The sequence below is a fragment of the Nocardioides sp. NPDC054178 genome, assembly GCF_055585005.1.
Genome location: NZ_JBVJKY010000002.1, coordinates 604,478 through 620,554 on the forward strand (window position 1 = coordinate 604,478; position 16,077 = coordinate 620,554).

The following is a 16,077-nucleotide window of genomic DNA, read 5'->3' on the forward strand; positions in this document are numbered from 1 at the left end:
CGTCAGGCGCGATGCGTCAGGCGCAGGTCCGCAGCGAGGAGCGCTTGTAGTCGCGCACCTTCGTGGTGGACTTGTAGTGCCCGGGGTCGACGTACCCGACCCAGACGCCGAGCTTCAGCGCGTTGAAGCTGGTCTCCCGGCTGTCGAAGGTGAGTCGCCTGATCGTGTTCTTCGTGGTGGTCCTGTTGGCGTAGTAGGTGCCGCCGGTGACCTTGTACTCCCACTGGGCGTGCTTGCCGGTGTTGTTCCACAACGAGAAGTACATCTCGGTGGAGCTCTTCCTGCAGGCGAACAGGGTGCCCCCGGCAACCCAGGCGACGGCGGTGCCGTAGCGGTTGAGCTTGGCCCAGGTCTTCCTGCCCACGACCCCGTCGGCGGAGAGTCCGGTATCGGCCTGGAAGGAACGTACGCGGTTCCGGGTGCCGGCGCCGAAGACACCGTCGGCACTCAGCGCGCCCAGGCGCCGCTGCAGCTCCTTGACGCAGGTGCCCTTGCTGCCGAGCTTCACGGTCTTGGTCGAGCAGCTCGCCGCCTGCGCCTCGGGGGCGGTGGCGATGGAGACCCCGACGACCGAGGAGACGGCGACGGCGGCGGCAGCCGTGATGACGGCGAGCTTGCGGATGACATTCATGGGCAGCACGGTAAAGGCGGTGCAGGTCCCGGAACTCCCGTACCTTTCCCGTACCCACCCGATAGGGTCCGACCGTGGGACTGGAGAGACTCGAGTCGGAGATGGTGCTGACGACCGTCGAGACGCTGCACGGACGGATCGCGGCCCGCTTCCCCGACCGGGGCTTGGTGAAGGTCGCCGAGGAGCTGGCGGGTCTGATCAGGGAGTCCTCCGGCGTCGGGGAACGGCTTCGGCGACGGCTGGCCTGGACGCGCGCGATCTCGCGCGTGCTGATCCTGGCCGTCCTCGCGCTGACGCTGGCCGCCATCGTCTGGGGTCTCGCGACGGCGTTCGGCGACGAGACGCTCACCGGCGTCCAGTGGCTGCCGCTGATGGAGAGCACCGTCAACGACCTCATCTTCGCCGCGGTCGCGATCTTCTTCCTCTACACGATCCCCGAGCGGCTGCTGAGGTCGCGCGCGCTGAAGCTGCTGCACCGGCTGCGCTCGCTGGCCCACATCATCGACATGCACCAGCTCACCAAGGACCCCGAGCGGCTGCGTACGGGGTTCAAGGAGACCGCGGCCAGCGTCAAGCTCACCCTCGACGCCGACCAGCTGATCCACTACCTGGAGTACTGCTCCGAGCTGCTCAGCCTCGTCGGCAAGACGGCCGCGCTGTGCGCCGAGGACTCCCAGGACAACGTCGTCCTGGACACGGTCAGCACCGTCGAGGGCCTCACCGTCGACCTCTCCCGCAAGATCTGGCAGAAGATCCAGGTCGTCGGCGAGCTGCGTGAGGATCAGTCCTCCACCTCTGTCTAGGCTCCATGAGCATGAGTTCACGGACGGAATGGTCGATCCTCGCGGTCGACACCGGCACCGGTGAGACCCTCGTCGAGTCCGCCCCGGACCAGCTGCTGCCCACCGCGAGCGTCGCCAAGATCTTCCTGCTGCACCACCTCGCCGAACTGCTCGACGAGGACCCGGCGCTCGGGCCGTTGATGCTGCGCAAGGACAGCGTCGAGCCGGTCGGCGACAGCGGCCTGTGGCAGCACCTCGACGCCCCCGCGCTGACGCTGAACGACTGCGCCCGGCTGGTCGGCGCGGTCTCGGACAACCTGGCCACCAACGTGCTCCTCGGCCACGTCGGTCTCGCTCCGGTCCAGGCCGTCGCCCGGCGGCTGGCCGCGGGCGGGTCGATGCTGAACGACTCGGTCCGGGACGTACGCGAGCCCGAGGACCCGCCGAGGCTCTCCATCGGCTGCGCCGCCGACTGGGTCGCCTACTTCCGTACGCCGCACCCGACCGTCCTGTCCTGGCTGGCGCCGTCCGCGGACCTATCGATGGTCTCCGCCGCCTTCGGGCTGGACCCGCTCGCCCACACCGATCCATCCCCGACCGATCCGGCCGGTGACCTGCGCGTATGGAGCAAGACCGGCACCGACGACGGTGTCCGGGCCGAGGTCGGGCTGCTCGAGGCCGGTGGCCGGCAGGCGGCCTACGCGGTCATCTGCCGCTTCCAGGGCGAGGTCATCCCGGTGCTGGCCCAGATGCGGGCGTACGGCACGCTGATCCTGGAGGCGTTGCAGGGCGGCTACGCTCCAGGTCCCGGTCCGGCACGGTAGGAGATCAGTTGTTCAGCATCGACCTCGGCAACGGCGCGGAGATGGTCCTGCGTGACCGATCGACCGACTTCGCCGTCCACGGGCTCATCAACGCCAACCTCGACCACCTTCGCGAGTGGGAGCCGTGGGCGCACGGCAACCAGACCATGCTGAGCGTCGCCGGCTTCGGCACCTACCTGCTCAACCAGTGGGTGAAGGGCGAGGCGGTCCCGTGCGTCATCCGCCAGGACGGCCAGGTCGCCGGCGCCACCACCGCGCGGATCAACCTCTACGAGAAGTCGGCCACGATCGGCTACTGGCTGGGCGAGGCCTACGAGGGCCGCGGCCTGGTCACTCGGGCCGTCTCGGCGCTGCTGGACACCCTCTTCAACGAGTACGACATCGCCCGGGCGATCATCGACACCTCGGTCATGAACAAGCGCAGCCGCGCGGTCGCCGAGCGCCTCGGGTTCACCCACGAGGGCACCATGCGCGGCGCGCAGGCCTATCCGGGCGAGCGCCGGGATCTGGTGGTCTACGGGCTCCTGCGCGAGGAGTGGCTAGGGCGCAACGGCGCCTGAGCGGACGAACCGCTGCCCCGCCTGCTCGACCAGCTCGGCAAGCTCGGTGGGCTGCTCGACCGTGAAGTCGGCGTCGACGCCGGCGAGGATCATCATCGGCCAGCTCAGATCGTCGACCTGCATGCGCAGCCGGCAGCCACCCTCGGCGGGCTCGACCTCACCCCAGCGCCCCACCTGCCGCGCGACCACGTCGGGCTCGACGCCGAAGCGGACGCTGACGTCGTGGGCTGCCGGGCGCGAGCGGATCCCCGCCTGCACGTACGTCGCCGCGTCCCCGCCGGGGATCTCCCGTGGGCGGAACACCTGGCCGGTGGTCATCGGGTCGCTGACCCGGTCGACGCGGAAGGAGCGCCAGTCCTGGCGGACCCGGTCGTAGGCGAGGAGATACCAGCGGTTGCCGAGCGTCACCAGCCGGTGGGGCTCCACGCGCCGCTGGGTCGGCTCGGCCCCGGGCGCCTGGTAGGTGAACGTCAGCGCCTCGTCGTCGCGGCACGCCTGCGCCAGGATGCCGAGCACCCCCGCGTCCAGCGGGACCCGGCCACCCCAGGGGAGCGAGTCGGTCTGCGAGGTGACCGCGTCCATCCGCCGCCGCAGCCGGGGCGGCATCAGCGCGACGACCTTGCCCAGCGCCTGGGCGGAGGTGTCCCCCATCCCCGCGACCAGGCCGGCGGCGGCGGTGCGCAGCCCGACGGCGATCGCGACCGCCTCCTCGTCGTCGAGGAGCAACGGGGGCAGCGCGTTGCCCGCCCGCAGCTGGTAGCCGCCGGCCACCCCGCGGGTGGCGTCCACGTCGTAACCGAGATCGCGCAGCCGCTCGATGTCGCGCCGCAGCGTCCGGTCGCTGACCTCGAGGCGTACGGACAGCTCCGTGCCGGGCCAGAACCGGTGGGTCTGCAGCAAGGAGAGGAGCTGCAGCATCCGGGCGCTCGTGCTCATTCCGTCGCCTCCGTCGGGAGGCACGGACACGGACGCGACGGGCCGAGGCTGATTGTCGCTCGCTGAGGCTCGCTCATGAGTCCGACCTTAGGTGTCATTGCGGTCAGTTCGTGGCCTGATTATCCGCGAACCTGGATCGCGCCCGCACGCCGGTCGGCTCGCCCCCTCCTCGAGCCGACCGACGCCGCGCCATCCCCCTCTTACCCGCTCCGCGGACTTCTAAACCCGATCTCGGAAGAAATTTTCGAAAGCGGACAGAACCTGGCCGGATGACCGCAGAGGCTGGAGACATGACGAACCACAGCAACCAGCGGCCGGTGATCCGCACTCAGGCGCTGACCAGGCACTTCACCCGTAGCAAGAAGACCGTCGAGGCCGTACGCGGGCTCGATCTCGAGATCCACCGAGGTGAGCTCGTCGCCTTCCTCGGTCCCAACGGCGCCGGCAAGTCCACCACCTTGCGGATGCTGACCACCCTCATCCCGCCCACCTCCGGCACCGCCGAGGTCGCCGGCCATGACGTCGTACGCTCACGGGCGGCCGTCCGGCGCTCGATCGGCTACGTCGGCCAGGGCAATGCCGCGGCCTTCGTGCAGCGCGGCCGCGACGAGCTGATGTCCCAGGCCCGCGCCCACGGCATCCCGCGCACCGCGGCCAAGGCGCGCATCGAGGAGCTGCTCGTGGCCTTCGACCTCCAGGAGTACGCCGACCGCCCGGTCCAGACGCTCAGCGGAGGCCAGCGGAGACGGCTCGACATCGCGATCGGGCTGCTCAACCACCCCGAGGTCCTGTTCCTCGACGAGCCCTCGACCGGCCTCGACCCGCAGAACCGCGCCAATCTGCAGGAGCAGATCCACCGGCTCCACCAGGACGGCACCACGATCGTGCTCACCACCCACTACCTCGAGGAGGCCGACGCTCTCGCCGGGCGCGTGATCGTCGTCGACCACGGGGTGGTGATCGCCGACGACACCGCGACCCGGCTCAAGGAGCGGCTCGGCGACCTGGTCCTCCTCGGCTTCGGCACCGAGGCCGACGCCACCGCCGCCGCATCCCGCGCCGAGTCGGCGCTGTCCGGTCCGACCCTCATCGAGCGCGAGGGGACGCAGGTCTCGATCCGCACCCCGCGCGGTGCCGACAGCGCGCCGGCGATGGCGATCGACCTGGCCGCCCACGGCACTCCCGCGATCCGGATGGAGGTCCGCACTCCCACCCTCGACGACGTCTTCCTCGACCTGACCGGCCGCAGCCTGCGCGAGTCGGCCCAGTCCACCTCCCAGTCCACCACCACCCAGACCGAAGGAGCAGCAGCATGACCACCCTCACCGTCCCGACCGCACAGGTCCGGCACACCGACCGGGTGCCGAGCAACCCGACCGGGTTCCTGACCGACACCTGGACCGTGCTGCTCCGCGAGCTCACGCCCAAGCTTCGCCAGCCCGCCTCGATGCTCTTCGCGATGATGCAGCCGCTGGTCTTCCTGGGCCTCTTCGCGCCGCTCCTGCCCGACGTCCAGAGCGGCAGCGCGCTGCAGTGGTTCGTGCCGGGCATCGTCGTCATGACCGCGCTGATGGGCGCCTCGATGACCGGTGCGGACCTGACCGCGGAGATCCGCTCCGGCTCCCACGAGCGGCTGCTGGTCTCGCCCCTGTCGCGGCCGTCCCTGCTGGTCGGACGAGCCCTGAAGGAGGTCGTGCCGGTGCTGGTCCAGACCGCCGTCATCCTCGCCGTCGTGACCCCGTTCAGCTTCGACCTCCATCTCGGCGGGGTCCTGGTCGGAGCCGTCATCGTCTCGCTCTTCGCGATCGGCCTGGGTGCGCTCAGCTTCGCCCTGGCCACCGCGGCGAAGGAGCAGGACTGGGTCTTCTGGACGGTCCAGCAGATGCTGATCTTCCCGCTGCTGCTGCTCTCCGGCGTCCTCCTCCCCCTCGACGGCGCCCCCGGCTGGCTCCGCTTCCTCAGCGACATCAACCCGATGACGTACGTCGTGGAGGCGGAGCGGGCGCTCTTCGCCGGTCAGTTCCCGGCCGATGTCGTCATCGGCGGCTTCGTCGCGGCGGCAGCGGTCGCGGTGTTCGGGGTGCTCGTCGGCGTACGGACCATGGAGAGGTCGAGCTGAACCGCCGGGATAGTCCGGTAGCGAACTGCGCAAATACTCGCCAGTAATAGACAGTTCGCTACCGGACTACCCCCTTTCCCTTGACCTCAAGTCAACTTGAACTTGCAGGCTGAACGCATGACTCGACAGCCCAGTCCGACCACGATCGTGCTCACCGTCATCGCCGGAACGGTGATGATCCCGATCGACATCACGATCGTCGCGGTCGCGATCGCCCGTCTCTCCCAGGAGACGGGCGCTTCGCTGCCCGTGATCCAATGGGTCGCCACCGGCTACACGCTCGCCCTGGCAACGGTCATCCCGGCCGCCGCGTGGGCGATCAGCCGGTTCGGCGCCCGCCAGGTCTTCCTGACCGCGATCGGCGTGTTCACCATCGGCTCCGGCCTGGTCGCGGCCTCGTGGAACGTCGAGTCGCTGATCGCGTTCCGGGTGCTGCAGGGGCTCGGCGGCGGCTTCGTGATGCCGGCCGCGATGACCCTGACGCTGCGCTCGGCGCCGCCCGAGGAGCGTGGCCGTCTGATGGCCCTGATGGGCCTGCCGGTGCTGGTCGGCCCCGTCTTCGGACCGGTGCTCGGCGGCTGGCTGCTGGACACGATGTCGTGGCGTTGGATGTTCCTGATCAACCTGCCGCTCGGCCTGCTCGGTCTCGTCCTCGGGATGCGCAACCTTCCGCGCCTGGAGCGCGGTCCGAGCGCCCGTCTGGACGTACGCGGCCTGCTCCTGCTCCCTCCCGCGATGGCACTCCTCGTGCTGGGCACCTCGTTCGCCGAGGGCACCCTGCTCGACGCACAGGTGCTGGTCCCGATCGGGGCCGGAATCGTCCTCGTGGCGCTCTTCGTCCGGCACGCGCTCCGCGCCGCGGCTCCTCTGCTGGACATCCGGCTCCTCGGCCGGCGCCTGACCGGCGGCAGCGCCGCGCTGCTGGTCTGCTTCGCCGGCGGCTACTTCGGCTCGATGATCTTGGTGCCGCTCTACTGGCAGGTCGTACGCGGCGAGTCCGCCACCACGGCGGGACTGCTGATGGCTCCGGCCGGCATCGCGGCCGGGATCATGATCCAGATCTCCGGCCGCCTCATCGACCGCTTCCCGCCCCTGCCGGTGATCGGCTCGGGCATCATCGTCTCCACGCTGGGCTTCGGTGCCCTGGCGCTCCAGCTCAGCGCCGACGCACCGATGGCGACCCTGGCCGCCACCCATGCAGTCGCGACCGCCGGCGCCGGGTTCGTGATGCTGCCGACGATGACCATCGCCACCCGCTACCTCGAGGACAGCGCCATCCCGGCCGGCTCGACGATGATCAACGTGATGAACCAGGTCGCCACCGCGCTGTGCACCGCCGGCGTCTCGGTGCTCCTGGCCGCCGCGCTCTCCGCCCGCCTGCCCGGGCTGGGCAGCGATGGCGTCGGGGCGCTCAGCGCCCTCTCCCCCACCGAGCGAGCAGCCGTCGCGCCGCTGGCCGCCGAGGCCCTGCAGGTCGCGTTCTGGCTGCCGGTCACGATGATGGCGATCTCGGGGGTCGTCGCGTTCCTCGTCTTCCGGCGTACGCCGTCGGCTCGCTCCGCCACCGGCCCGTCCACCGAGTCGGCGCGAGCTGACATGACAACCGACCGAGTCGGCGCGAACTGACACGACCCACGCCGAGTCGGCGCGTCATGACGAGCCGACTCGGCGAGCTTGGCCGCCTCGACCCTCAGCGCTGGTGGCGACCACCTGGGGCGCCTGGGTACGGCTGCAGCGGGTACGTCTGGGGCGAATACGGCTGGGGCGGGTACGGCCGCGGCGGGAATGCCTGCGGCGGGAACGGCCGTGCCGGGCGGGTTCTCGCGAGCTGGGCCTGCTCAGCCAGCATCGCGCGTCGACGCTGCTCACGGCGGCGGCGCGAGGCCAGCAGGAAGGCGATGAGCAGCCCGAGACCGGACAGCCCGAGCACGGCGACCGCCATCTCGACGTAGCCGATCCCGAACAGCCCGCTCGAGGCCGGGCTCGGCGAGTCCGAGGCGCCGGTGAAGGTCACCGGGCCTGCGGTCTCGGAGTCGCCCCCCGGCGGAGCCGAGGCAGACTCCGACTCGGAGGCCGACGCCGAGGGCGACGTCGACGGCGATGCGGAGACGGAGGCGGAGGGCGTACGCGACGGGGTCGGCGAGCTCGTCGCCGACTTCTTGGGCTTCGCGGTCTGCCGCGGAGTCGGGGCCTTGGTCTTCGTCGGAGTGGTCGGTGCCGGCGCGGCGGTGGCCTCCGGCTTCGCGGTCGGCCGCACACCCGGCGGGTACTTCGCGAAGACCTGGACGCCCCAGCTGGTGCCGTCGACCTTCACGAAGGCGATCCCGATGTGGGTGTAGTCGCCCAGGATGTTGGCCCGGTGACCGTCGGAGCCCATCCAGCCCCGGTGCATCGCCGCGCCGGTCGGGTAGCCCATGGCGACGTTCTCCCCGACCCCCTGCCACCCCTCCGGCACCTGCTCGGCGAGGTCGGGGTTGTGCGAGAGCGCCCGATCAGCGGCGATCTTGTAGGCCCACTTCCGGGCCAGCCCGTCGAGCGCGGAGTCGCGCGCGAGCGGGTCCAGACCTGCGTCGGCGCGCGCGGAGTTCGCCAGCCGCTTGATGGTGCCGCCCTCCCCCGCGGACGCGGGAGCGGCGCCGAGGAGCAGCGCTCCGGCAGCGAGCACGAGGGCGAGGACGTAGGACACGGGGCGATGCAGGTGGGGGAACATCCCCGCCAGGGTATCGACCTTTACTTGGGAACGCTGCGCTCGAGATGGCGCTCGATGTGGGCCGCGATCCCGGCCATCAGCAGGCTCTGCCCGAACGCGGACGGGTCGTCGGAGTCGGATTCCTCGTCGGGCCCGGCGGGCTGCCAGGTGGCCATCGACGCCATCAGGTTCGGGAACCGCTCCGGGTCCGCGTACGTCACGAGCATCTGCTCGAACGTCGCATAGGGGTTCTCCGTCAGCCGAGCGGCCTCGACCTCGATCCTCGCCTCGCCCAGGCCGTACTGCGCGATGATGCCCAGGATCGCCAGCTTCTCCTCCGCGGGCAGCGCCACCTCGCGCAGGTAGTAGAACCCCAGGTCGAGCCAGGCGAGCCGGTTCGGCCCGGGCAGCGCGGCCCCGAGCGGCAGGTCCAGGAACCACGGCTTGCTCAGCGCCAGATCGACCTGCGCACGCATCCAGGCCGCCAGACCCTCGCGCCACCCCAGGTCCCGCGACGGCTCCGGCAGCTCGGCACTGAGGCGGTCGGCGAGCAGGATGAGCAGCTCGTCCTTGTTCTTCACGTGCCGATACAGCGCCATCGGCGAGCAGCCGACCGCTTCGGCGACCCTGGCCATCGAGACGGCGGCAAGGCCCTGCTCATCAGCGATGACGTAGGCGGCCTCGACGATCTGGGCGACGCTCAGCGCCGGCTTCGGGCCACGCCGGCCGACCGGAGGCTTGCCCCAGAGACGAGGGATCAGTTCGGAGCTCATCGCGTCCATCATGCACTGCTTCTTCCAGAAACGGGTTGACCACCCTCTCTAACTGCGTACCCTGTAAACAGTTAACATCATACGCTATTAGATCGGACGGCTCATGAGCACTTCGACAAGACCCCTGGCACGCCAGTGGTGGGTCTTCCCGCTGGCCGCGGTGACGGTGATCTTCCTGGTGACGGCCCTGCCGCGGTACGTCGGCCTGGACCCGTCGCAGTCGCTCGTCGACACCGACCGCGGGCCGGCCTTCTACCCGGCGCTGGTGACGCACATCTTCTTCGGCTCGGTGATGCTCTGCTGCGGCGTACTCCAGCTGTGGCCGTGGCTGCGCACCAACCACCCGAAGGTGCATCGCTGGACCGGGCGCACCTACGTCGCCACCGCGATCCCGACCGGCGTGGCGGCGCTGGTCACCAGCCAGTTCCCCGCCGCCGGGCCGTCGCAGCAGGTCGGCAACACCTTCTTGGCCGTGCTGTTCCTGCTGTTCACCGTGCAGGGCTACCGCGCCGCCCGGCAGCGGCGCTTCAAGGACCACCGCGAGTGGATGTACCGCAGCTATGCGATGGCGTTCTCGATCGTCGCCAACCGGTTCTGGGGCATGGTGCTGCTCATGATCTTCGTGCCCGAGGTCATGACCGGCGCCGACATCGGTACCGAGGACCCCACCCTCGCGAGCGCGGCCGCGGCCTCGGCCTGGGTCAGCTGGGTCGTGAACCTGCTGATCGCCGAGTGGATCATCCACCGCAAGCCGCGCCGGCGCGCGGACCGCGCGGACCGCGCGGACCGTCAGGCCAGCGCGTCGCGCAGCGTCGAGCGCCAGACGCCGGTGAGCTCCTCGAGCGGGATCTCGACGGCGCCGCCGTCATAGGCGATCGAGTAGGCAGCGCCACCGGTCACCCCGAGCTTCGTCGCGGCGACCCCGTGGCGCTCGGCCAGCGAGGTGAGCCGCTCGACGTCGTCAGCCTTCACGGTGACGATCGCGCGGGCGACCGACTCCGAGAAGAGCGCGACGAACGGGTCGCCGGCCAGCGTGACCGAGACGCCGATCCCCGAGGACATCGCCGGCTCGGCGAGCGCCTGCATCAGGCCACCGTCGGAGAGGTCGTGGGCGGAGGTCACGAAGCGTGCCTCGAGCAGCAGCTCGGCGAGCGCCTTCTCGGCACCGAGGTTCACCTTCGGCGGCAGCCCGCCGAGGTGGCCGTGGACGACGTGGGCCCACTCCGAGCCGGAGAGCTCCTCGTGGGTCTCGCCGAGCAGGACGACGACCTCGTCGGCCGCCTGGAAGTCCGAAGGCGTACGCGTGGTGACGTCCTCGATCACACCGAGCGTCGCGACCACCGGCGTGGGGTGGATGGCGACGTCGCCGGTCTGGTTGTAGAGGGAGACGTTGCCGCCGGTGACCGGGATGCCGAGCTCGAGGCAGGCGTCCTTCAGGCCCCGGGTGGCCTCGGCGAACTGCCACATCACGTCGGGGTCCTCCGGGGAGCCGAAGTTGAGGCAGTCGGAGATGGCCAGCGGCTTGGCGCCGACGGAGGCGACGTTGCGGTAGGACTCGGAGAGCGCGAGCTGGGCACCGGCGTAGGGGTCCAGCTTGGCGAAGCGGCCGTTGGCGTCCGTCGCGAGCGCGACACCGAGGTTGGTCGACTCGTCGACGCGGATCATGCCGCCGTCGGCGGGCTGGGAGAGGACGGTGTTGCCGCGCACGTAGCGGTCGTACTGCTCGGTGATCCAGGACTTGTCGCACAGGTTCTCGGAGGCGACCAGCGTCAGGATGGTCGAGCGGAGCTCGTCGGCCGAGGCCGCGCGCGGGAGCTTCTCGGCCACGTCGGCCTGCAGGGCGTCCTGCCACGACGGACGGGCGTAGGGGCGCTCGTAGACCGGGCCGTCGTGGGCGACGGTGCGCGGGTCGACATCGACGATCGGCTCGCCGTGCCAGTCGACGCGGAGCCGGCCCTCGCCGGTGACGGTGCCGATCGTGGCCGCTTCGACGTCCCACTTGTCGCAGATGGCCATGAAGGTGGCCTCGTCCTCGGGCGCGATGACGGCCATCATCCGCTCCTGGGACTCGCTCATCAGGATCTCCTCCGGCGCGAGCGTCGAGTCACGCAGCGGGACCTTGGTCAGCTCGACGTGCATGCCGCCGTCACCGGCAGCGGCGAGCTCCGAGGTGGCACACGAGATGCCGGCCGCGCCGAAGTCCTGGATGCCGCGCACGATGCCGGCGGCGAAGAGCTCGAGGGTGCACTCGATCAGCAGCTTCTCCATGAACGGGTCGCCGACCTGGACGCTCGGGCGCTTGGCCGGACCGTCCTCGTCGAACTCGACCGACGCCAGGATGGAGGCGCCGCCGATGCCGTCGCCACCGGTGCGCGCGCCGTACATGATCACCAGGTTGCCGGCGCCGGACGCCTTGGCGAGGTGGAGGTCCTCGTGGCGCAGTACGCCGACACAGAGCGCGTTGACCAGCGGGTTGCCGAGGTAGGAGGCGTCGAAGACGGCCTCACCACCGATGTTGGGCAGACCGAGGCAGTTGCCGTAGTGGCCGACCCCGGAGACGATCCCGGGCAGCACCCGGTGGGTGTCCGGCTCCGAGAGCGGGCCGAAGCGGAGCGGGTCCATCACGGCAACCGGCCGCGCGCCCATCGCGAGGATGTCGCGGACGATGCCGCCGACGCCGGTCGCGGCGCCCTGGTGGGGCTCGACGTAGGAGGGGTGGTTGTGCGACTCGACCTTGAACGTGACCGCGTAGCCCTGCCCGACGTCGAGCACGCCCGCGTTCTCGCCGATGCCGGCCAGCATCTTGCCGGCCGGGGTCTCCTGCGGGATCTCGCCGAACTGCTTCAGGTGCACCTTGGAGGACTTGTAGGAGCAGTGCTCCGACCACATCACCGAGTACATCGCCAGCTCGGCACCGGTCGGGCGGCGCCCGAGGATGCGGCGGATCTCGGCGTACTCGTCCTCCTTCAGGCCGAGCTCGGCCCAGGGCTGGTCTCGGTCAGGGTCACCGGCAGCGTGGTGCACGGTGTCCAGGAGCGGAAGATCGGACGCAACGGCAGCGGACGAAGTCTCGGTCACGGGCAGAAATCTACGTCAGAAGTGCCCAATCCCCCGACTCGTCACCGGTCGTCAGCGGGGCAGCCCGCGCCACTCCCGCAGGTCGCGGATCTCACCGAACTCGTCGAGCGCGGCCCGGGCCACCTCACCGTCGCCGGCGTAGGCGGCGACGCTCCAGCCGTGACCCTCCACCATCTCGGCGGTGACCCAGGAGGCCTCGCCGTGCGGGGTGGGCAACCGGCGCGGGCGCCAGTAGAGCGACATCGCGCCGTCGGGGCGCTGCTCGATCATCGGGGTCGACCCGATGGCGGCGTACTTCTTCTGGCCGGTCCGCCACTCGTCCCAGTAGGCGTAGTGGAGGTAGACCGGGGTGTCGCGCCAGGACATCGAGCACTCCACGAAGAGATCGCGCGGGCCGGTCTCACCGTGGGCACAGTCGCCGCTCCGGGCCGCCTCCTGGTAGCCGGGGAAGACCCACTTCATGCCGTCCTCGCCGCGCGGGTCCGGGCACCGGGTCAGCGAGCCCGAGCCGTTGCCGTCCCAGCAGACGTAGGGGGTGTTGGCCTGCTTGGTGGTCGAGCTGACCTGGTCGGCGACCGCGAAGGGTCCGATCACCTCGCCACCGTGGGCGACATGGATGATCCCGGCGACCGTCAGCGCGAGCATGACCGTGATCGCGAAGAGGACCGGCGTCACCCGATCACGTCGCTGCTGCACAGGTCCCCACCCCCTTGGCGATCCGTTCCTTTACCAAGGTAACGCCGTCGCGCGGCTTTGGTTAGGGCCCATATGCCACGGGACCAATGTCCCGTGGCGTCCGCGACCCGAGACCCCCGCCCACCGGTTGGACCACCACCTAGTCTTCTATCCGTAGTTATTCACTAAAGAAAGGCCATCCGGTGTCCTCCCCCAGCACGTTCAGCCGACGCAGCCTCCTCGCCACCGGGGCCGGCGCGGTCGCCGCCACCGGCCTCGCCACTCCCGCCAACGCAGCCACCGAGGCGCCGTTCAAGGCCCGCAAGGTCACCCGTCCCAAGCGCAAGCCCAACCTCCTGGTCATCCTGGGCGACGACCTCGGCTGGGCCGACCTGTCCGCCTATGGCTCCCCGGACATCGAGACGCCCCACCTGGACCGGCTCGCGGCCTCGGGCGTGCGGTTCACCGATGCGTACTCCGCCTCCTCGGTCTGCTCCCCCACCCGCTTCGGCCTCTACACCGGGCGCTACCCCGGCCGCCTGGCCGGCGGGCTCCCGGAACCGATCTCGTCGCCGAACGAGCTCCACGGCATCCCGCTCGACCACCCGACGCTCGCCTCGCTGCTGAAGGAGCAGGGCTACGCGACCGCGCTCTTCGGCAAGTGGCACTGCGGCTACCTGCCCTGGTACAGCCCGACCCGGGTCGGCTGGGACGAGTTCTTCGGCAACTTCTCCGGTGGCCTCGACTACTTCTCGAAGATCAACCACAACGGCGACCACGACCTCTACGAGGACGAGGTGGAGGTCGAGGACCTTCGCTACTACACCGAGATCGTCACCGAGAAGGCCGTCAGCTTCATCGAGCGCGACCACGACGCCCCGTGGCTGCTGAACCTCAACTTCACCACCCCGCACTGGCCCTGGGAGGGCCCCGAGGACAAGGCCGTGAGCGATGAGCTGACCGCCCGGATCGAGGACGGCGAGAAGGGCGTCCTCTTCCACAACGACGGCGGCTCGCTGGCGACGTACAAGACGATGGTCGAGGACCTCGACCAGTCGATCGGCCAGGTCATCAGGGCCCTCGAGCGCACCGGCCAGCTCCGCGACACCGTGGTCTTCTTCGCCAGCGACAACGGCGGCGAGCGGTTCTCCAACGTGTGGCCGTTCACCGGAGCCAAGTCGGGCCTCAACGAGGGCGGCATCCGGGTGCCGACCATCCTGAGCTGGCCCGGCACCCTGCCCGGCCGCCAGGTCAGCGACGAGCCCGCGGTCACGACCGACTGGACCGCGACCTTCCTGGAGCTCGCCGGCGCGACGCCGGCGGAGGACTACCCGCTGGACGGCACCAGCCTGGTCCCGCACCTCTTCGGCGGCCGGCCGCGCGAGACCCAGGACCTCTTCTGGCGCATGCGCGGACAGCGGGCCCTGCGCCGTGGCTCGCTGAAGTACCTGCAGCTCGACGGCACCGACCACCTCTACGACCTGAGCCAGGACGTACGCGAGCAGGCCGACCTGGCCCGGAAGCGGCCCGAGGACCTGGCGGAGCTGCGCGCGGCCTGGGAGAAGATCGACGAGACGCTGCTGGCGTACTCCTGACCCACGCCGGGCGAGTCCACTGGTAACTAAGTGACGGTTGTGACTACCGTGACGAAATATGGGGGACTTCACCAGGTTCAAGTACGTCAGACGGGCACTCGGCGCGAGCCTGATCTCCGGTGTCGTCGGCGTCGCGGGGCTGGCAACACCCAGCCCCGCGGCCGCCGCGAACCCGGTCACGCCGGGCAACTTCACCGGCTACGGCTTCGACCAGTGCCAGGCGCCGTCGCAGGCGGCGATGGACCGCTGGTGGAAGCACTCCAACTTCGGCGCGGTCGGCATCTACATCGCCGGCAACTCCCGCGGCTGCCGCACCCAGACCAACCTCAGCGCGACCTGGGTGCGCACTCAGCAGGCCCGCGGGTGGCGGCTCCTGCCGATCACGCTCGGCCCGCAGGCCTCCTGCAACCCGCACTTCCCGCGCTACCGCGACGACCCACGGATCAGCGCCCGCTCGACCGACCAGTACGCCACCGCCAAGCGCCAGGGCGTCAACCAGGCCGACGCGACCGTGAACGCCGCCAAGCGCTACGGCATCGCCGCCGGCAGCACGATGTTCTACGACCTCGAGGGCTTCGACATCGGCAACAAGCGCTGCCGTGAGTCGGCGATGTGGTTCGTCTCGGCCTGGAGCTACCGGATCAAGAAGCTGGGCTACCGCCCGGGGCTGTACTCGAGCGCGTCGTCCGGCATCAAGGCGATGCAGGCCGTCTGGCACGCCCAGCCGCGCGGCTTCGTCTACCCGGCCGACCTGTGGATCGCCGACTGGGACGGCCGCGCCGGCACCTCGACCCGCTACATCCCCGAGAAGCCGTGGAGCCCGCACCGCCGCGTCAAGCAGTACCGCGGCCCGCACAAGGAGACCCACGGCGGCACCACCATCGAGATCGACTCCAACTTCGTCGACCTCGGCCGAGGCTCCTACGCGCGGCCGGTGACCCACTGCGGTGGCGTCCCGGTCAGCTTCACCTCGTATCCCGCCCTGAGGCCGCGCACCAGCTCCTACACCCCCTCGCCGATCTACACCAAGGCGCTCGAGTGCATGCTCCGCGAGCGCGGGAGCTTCGGCGGCCCGATCGACGGGACGTACGACGCGGGGCTGGTGCGCTCGGTCAACGCCTGGCAGCGCTCCCACGGGCTGACGGTGCGCAAGACCTGGACCCAGGGCGCTTGGAAGACGCTGTGGGCGGCGAACAGCCGCCCGCTCCTGAAGCGCGGCTCCTCCGGCGAGAGCGTCCGCGACCTCCAGCGCGCGCTCAGTGCCACCTCCGAGCCCGAGCGTCCGAAGATCACCGGCGTCCTCGACTGGAACACCCAGGTCGCCCTCGTCGCCTACCAGAAGCGTCTCGGCCGCAGCGCGACCGGCATGGCCACCGAGGTGACCTGGTACGACCTGGCCCACGGCCGCTGACCGC

At 70.4% G+C, this 16,077-nt stretch carries 15 protein-coding genes; 9 read left to right on the forward strand and 6 right to left on the reverse strand.

From position 1 onward, the window contains the following. Positions 1 to 16 precede the first annotated feature (16 nt). Complete coding sequence (locus ACZ6WN_RS09630) at positions 17 to 631, reverse strand: peptidoglycan-binding domain-containing protein (protein ID WP_465864354.1); 615 nt, start codon at positions 629 to 631, stop codon at positions 17 to 19. Positions 632 to 705: 74 nt separating this feature from the next. Here ACZ6WN_RS09630 and ACZ6WN_RS09635 point away from each other — a divergent pair, with 74 nt between their 5' ends. From ACZ6WN_RS09635 to ACZ6WN_RS09645, 3 genes are read left to right on the forward strand one after another with little or no spacing between them, the layout of a single operon-like run. Next, a complete protein-coding gene (locus ACZ6WN_RS09635) occupies positions 706 to 1,434 on the forward strand; it encodes a hypothetical protein (protein ID WP_465864356.1) in 729 nt (242 codons plus the stop codon). An 11-nt stretch (positions 1,435 to 1,445) separates the two neighbouring features. Next, complete coding sequence (locus ACZ6WN_RS09640) at positions 1,446 to 2,237, forward strand: serine hydrolase (RefSeq protein WP_465864358.1); 792 nt, start codon at positions 1,446 to 1,448, stop codon at positions 2,235 to 2,237. Between the two features lie 8 nt (positions 2,238 to 2,245). Next, the gene (locus ACZ6WN_RS09645; protein WP_465864360.1) at positions 2,246 to 2,797 is read left to right on the forward strand and encodes a GNAT family N-acetyltransferase; all 552 of its coding nucleotides are present in this window, start codon (positions 2,246 to 2,248) and stop codon (positions 2,795 to 2,797) included. Here the strand turns inward: ACZ6WN_RS09645 and ACZ6WN_RS09650 are convergent. Next, entirely contained in the window at positions 2,777 to 3,733 is a 957-nt protein-coding gene (locus ACZ6WN_RS09650) for a helix-turn-helix transcriptional regulator (RefSeq protein ID WP_465864362.1), read from the reverse strand. The two genes, ACZ6WN_RS09645 and ACZ6WN_RS09650, sit on opposite strands and share 21 nt — an antisense overlap. A gap of 290 nt (positions 3,734 to 4,023) precedes the next feature. Here ACZ6WN_RS09650 and ACZ6WN_RS09655 point away from each other — a divergent pair, with 290 nt between their 5' ends. The 3 genes from ACZ6WN_RS09655 to ACZ6WN_RS09665 all read left to right on the forward strand — a co-directional run bounded on the left by ACZ6WN_RS09655 (position 4,024) and on the right by ACZ6WN_RS09665 (position 7,478). After that, entirely contained in the window at positions 4,024 to 5,049 is a 1,026-nt protein-coding gene (locus ACZ6WN_RS09655; protein WP_465864364.1) for an ATP-binding cassette domain-containing protein, read from the forward strand. After that, complete coding sequence (locus ACZ6WN_RS09660; protein ID WP_465864366.1) at positions 5,046 to 5,852, forward strand: ABC transporter permease; 807 nt, start codon at positions 5,046 to 5,048, stop codon at positions 5,850 to 5,852. The genes ACZ6WN_RS09655 and ACZ6WN_RS09660 overlap by 4 nt, the downstream gene beginning before the upstream one ends. 117 nt (positions 5,853 to 5,969) lie before the next feature. Next, positions 5,970 to 7,478, forward strand: coding sequence for a DHA2 family efflux MFS transporter permease subunit (locus ACZ6WN_RS09665; protein WP_465864368.1), 1,509 nt, complete (start codon positions 5,970 to 5,972; stop codon positions 7,476 to 7,478). 64 nt (positions 7,479 to 7,542) lie between these two features. Here the strand turns inward: ACZ6WN_RS09665 and ACZ6WN_RS09670 are convergent, their stop codons facing one another. Then, positions 7,543 to 8,562: a CAP domain-containing protein gene (locus ACZ6WN_RS09670; protein WP_465864370.1), complete on the reverse strand. Its 1,020-nt coding sequence runs from the start codon at positions 8,560 to 8,562 to the stop codon at positions 7,543 to 7,545. Between the two features lie 20 nt (positions 8,563 to 8,582). Then, positions 8,583 to 9,314, reverse strand: a complete 732-nt coding sequence (locus tag ACZ6WN_RS09675) for a TetR/AcrR family transcriptional regulator (RefSeq protein WP_465864372.1) — start codon at positions 9,312 to 9,314, stop codon at positions 8,583 to 8,585. Between the two features lie 103 nt (positions 9,315 to 9,417). Between ACZ6WN_RS09675 and ACZ6WN_RS09680 the strand changes: the two genes are divergently transcribed. After that, positions 9,418 to 10,185: a DUF2306 domain-containing protein gene (locus ACZ6WN_RS09680; RefSeq protein ID WP_465864374.1), complete on the forward strand. Its 768-nt coding sequence runs from the start codon at positions 9,418 to 9,420 to the stop codon at positions 10,183 to 10,185. Here the strand turns inward: ACZ6WN_RS09680 and purL are convergent. Both purL and ACZ6WN_RS09690 read right to left on the reverse strand, forming a co-directional pair. Continuing rightward, complete coding sequence (gene purL, locus ACZ6WN_RS09685) at positions 10,104 to 12,392, reverse strand: phosphoribosylformylglycinamidine synthase subunit PurL (RefSeq protein ID WP_465864376.1); 2,289 nt, start codon at positions 12,390 to 12,392, stop codon at positions 10,104 to 10,106. The genes ACZ6WN_RS09680 and purL overlap by 82 nt on opposite strands. Before the next feature lie 51 nt (positions 12,393 to 12,443). After that, the gene (locus ACZ6WN_RS09690) at positions 12,444 to 13,088 is read right to left on the reverse strand and encodes a hypothetical protein (RefSeq protein ID WP_465864378.1); all 645 of its coding nucleotides are present in this window, start codon (positions 13,086 to 13,088) and stop codon (positions 12,444 to 12,446) included. 182 nt (positions 13,089 to 13,270) lie between these two features. On the opposite strand from ACZ6WN_RS09690, the gene ACZ6WN_RS09695 reads away from it, so the two are divergent. Beyond that, positions 13,271 to 14,662: a sulfatase-like hydrolase/transferase gene (locus ACZ6WN_RS09695; RefSeq protein ID WP_465864380.1), complete on the forward strand. Its 1,392-nt coding sequence runs from the start codon at positions 13,271 to 13,273 to the stop codon at positions 14,660 to 14,662. Between the two features lie 58 nt (positions 14,663 to 14,720). Continuing rightward, positions 14,721 to 16,073, forward strand: coding sequence for a glycoside hydrolase domain-containing protein (locus ACZ6WN_RS09700; RefSeq protein ID WP_465864382.1), 1,353 nt, complete (start codon positions 14,721 to 14,723; stop codon positions 16,071 to 16,073). Positions 16,074 to 16,077 lie beyond the last annotated feature (4 nt).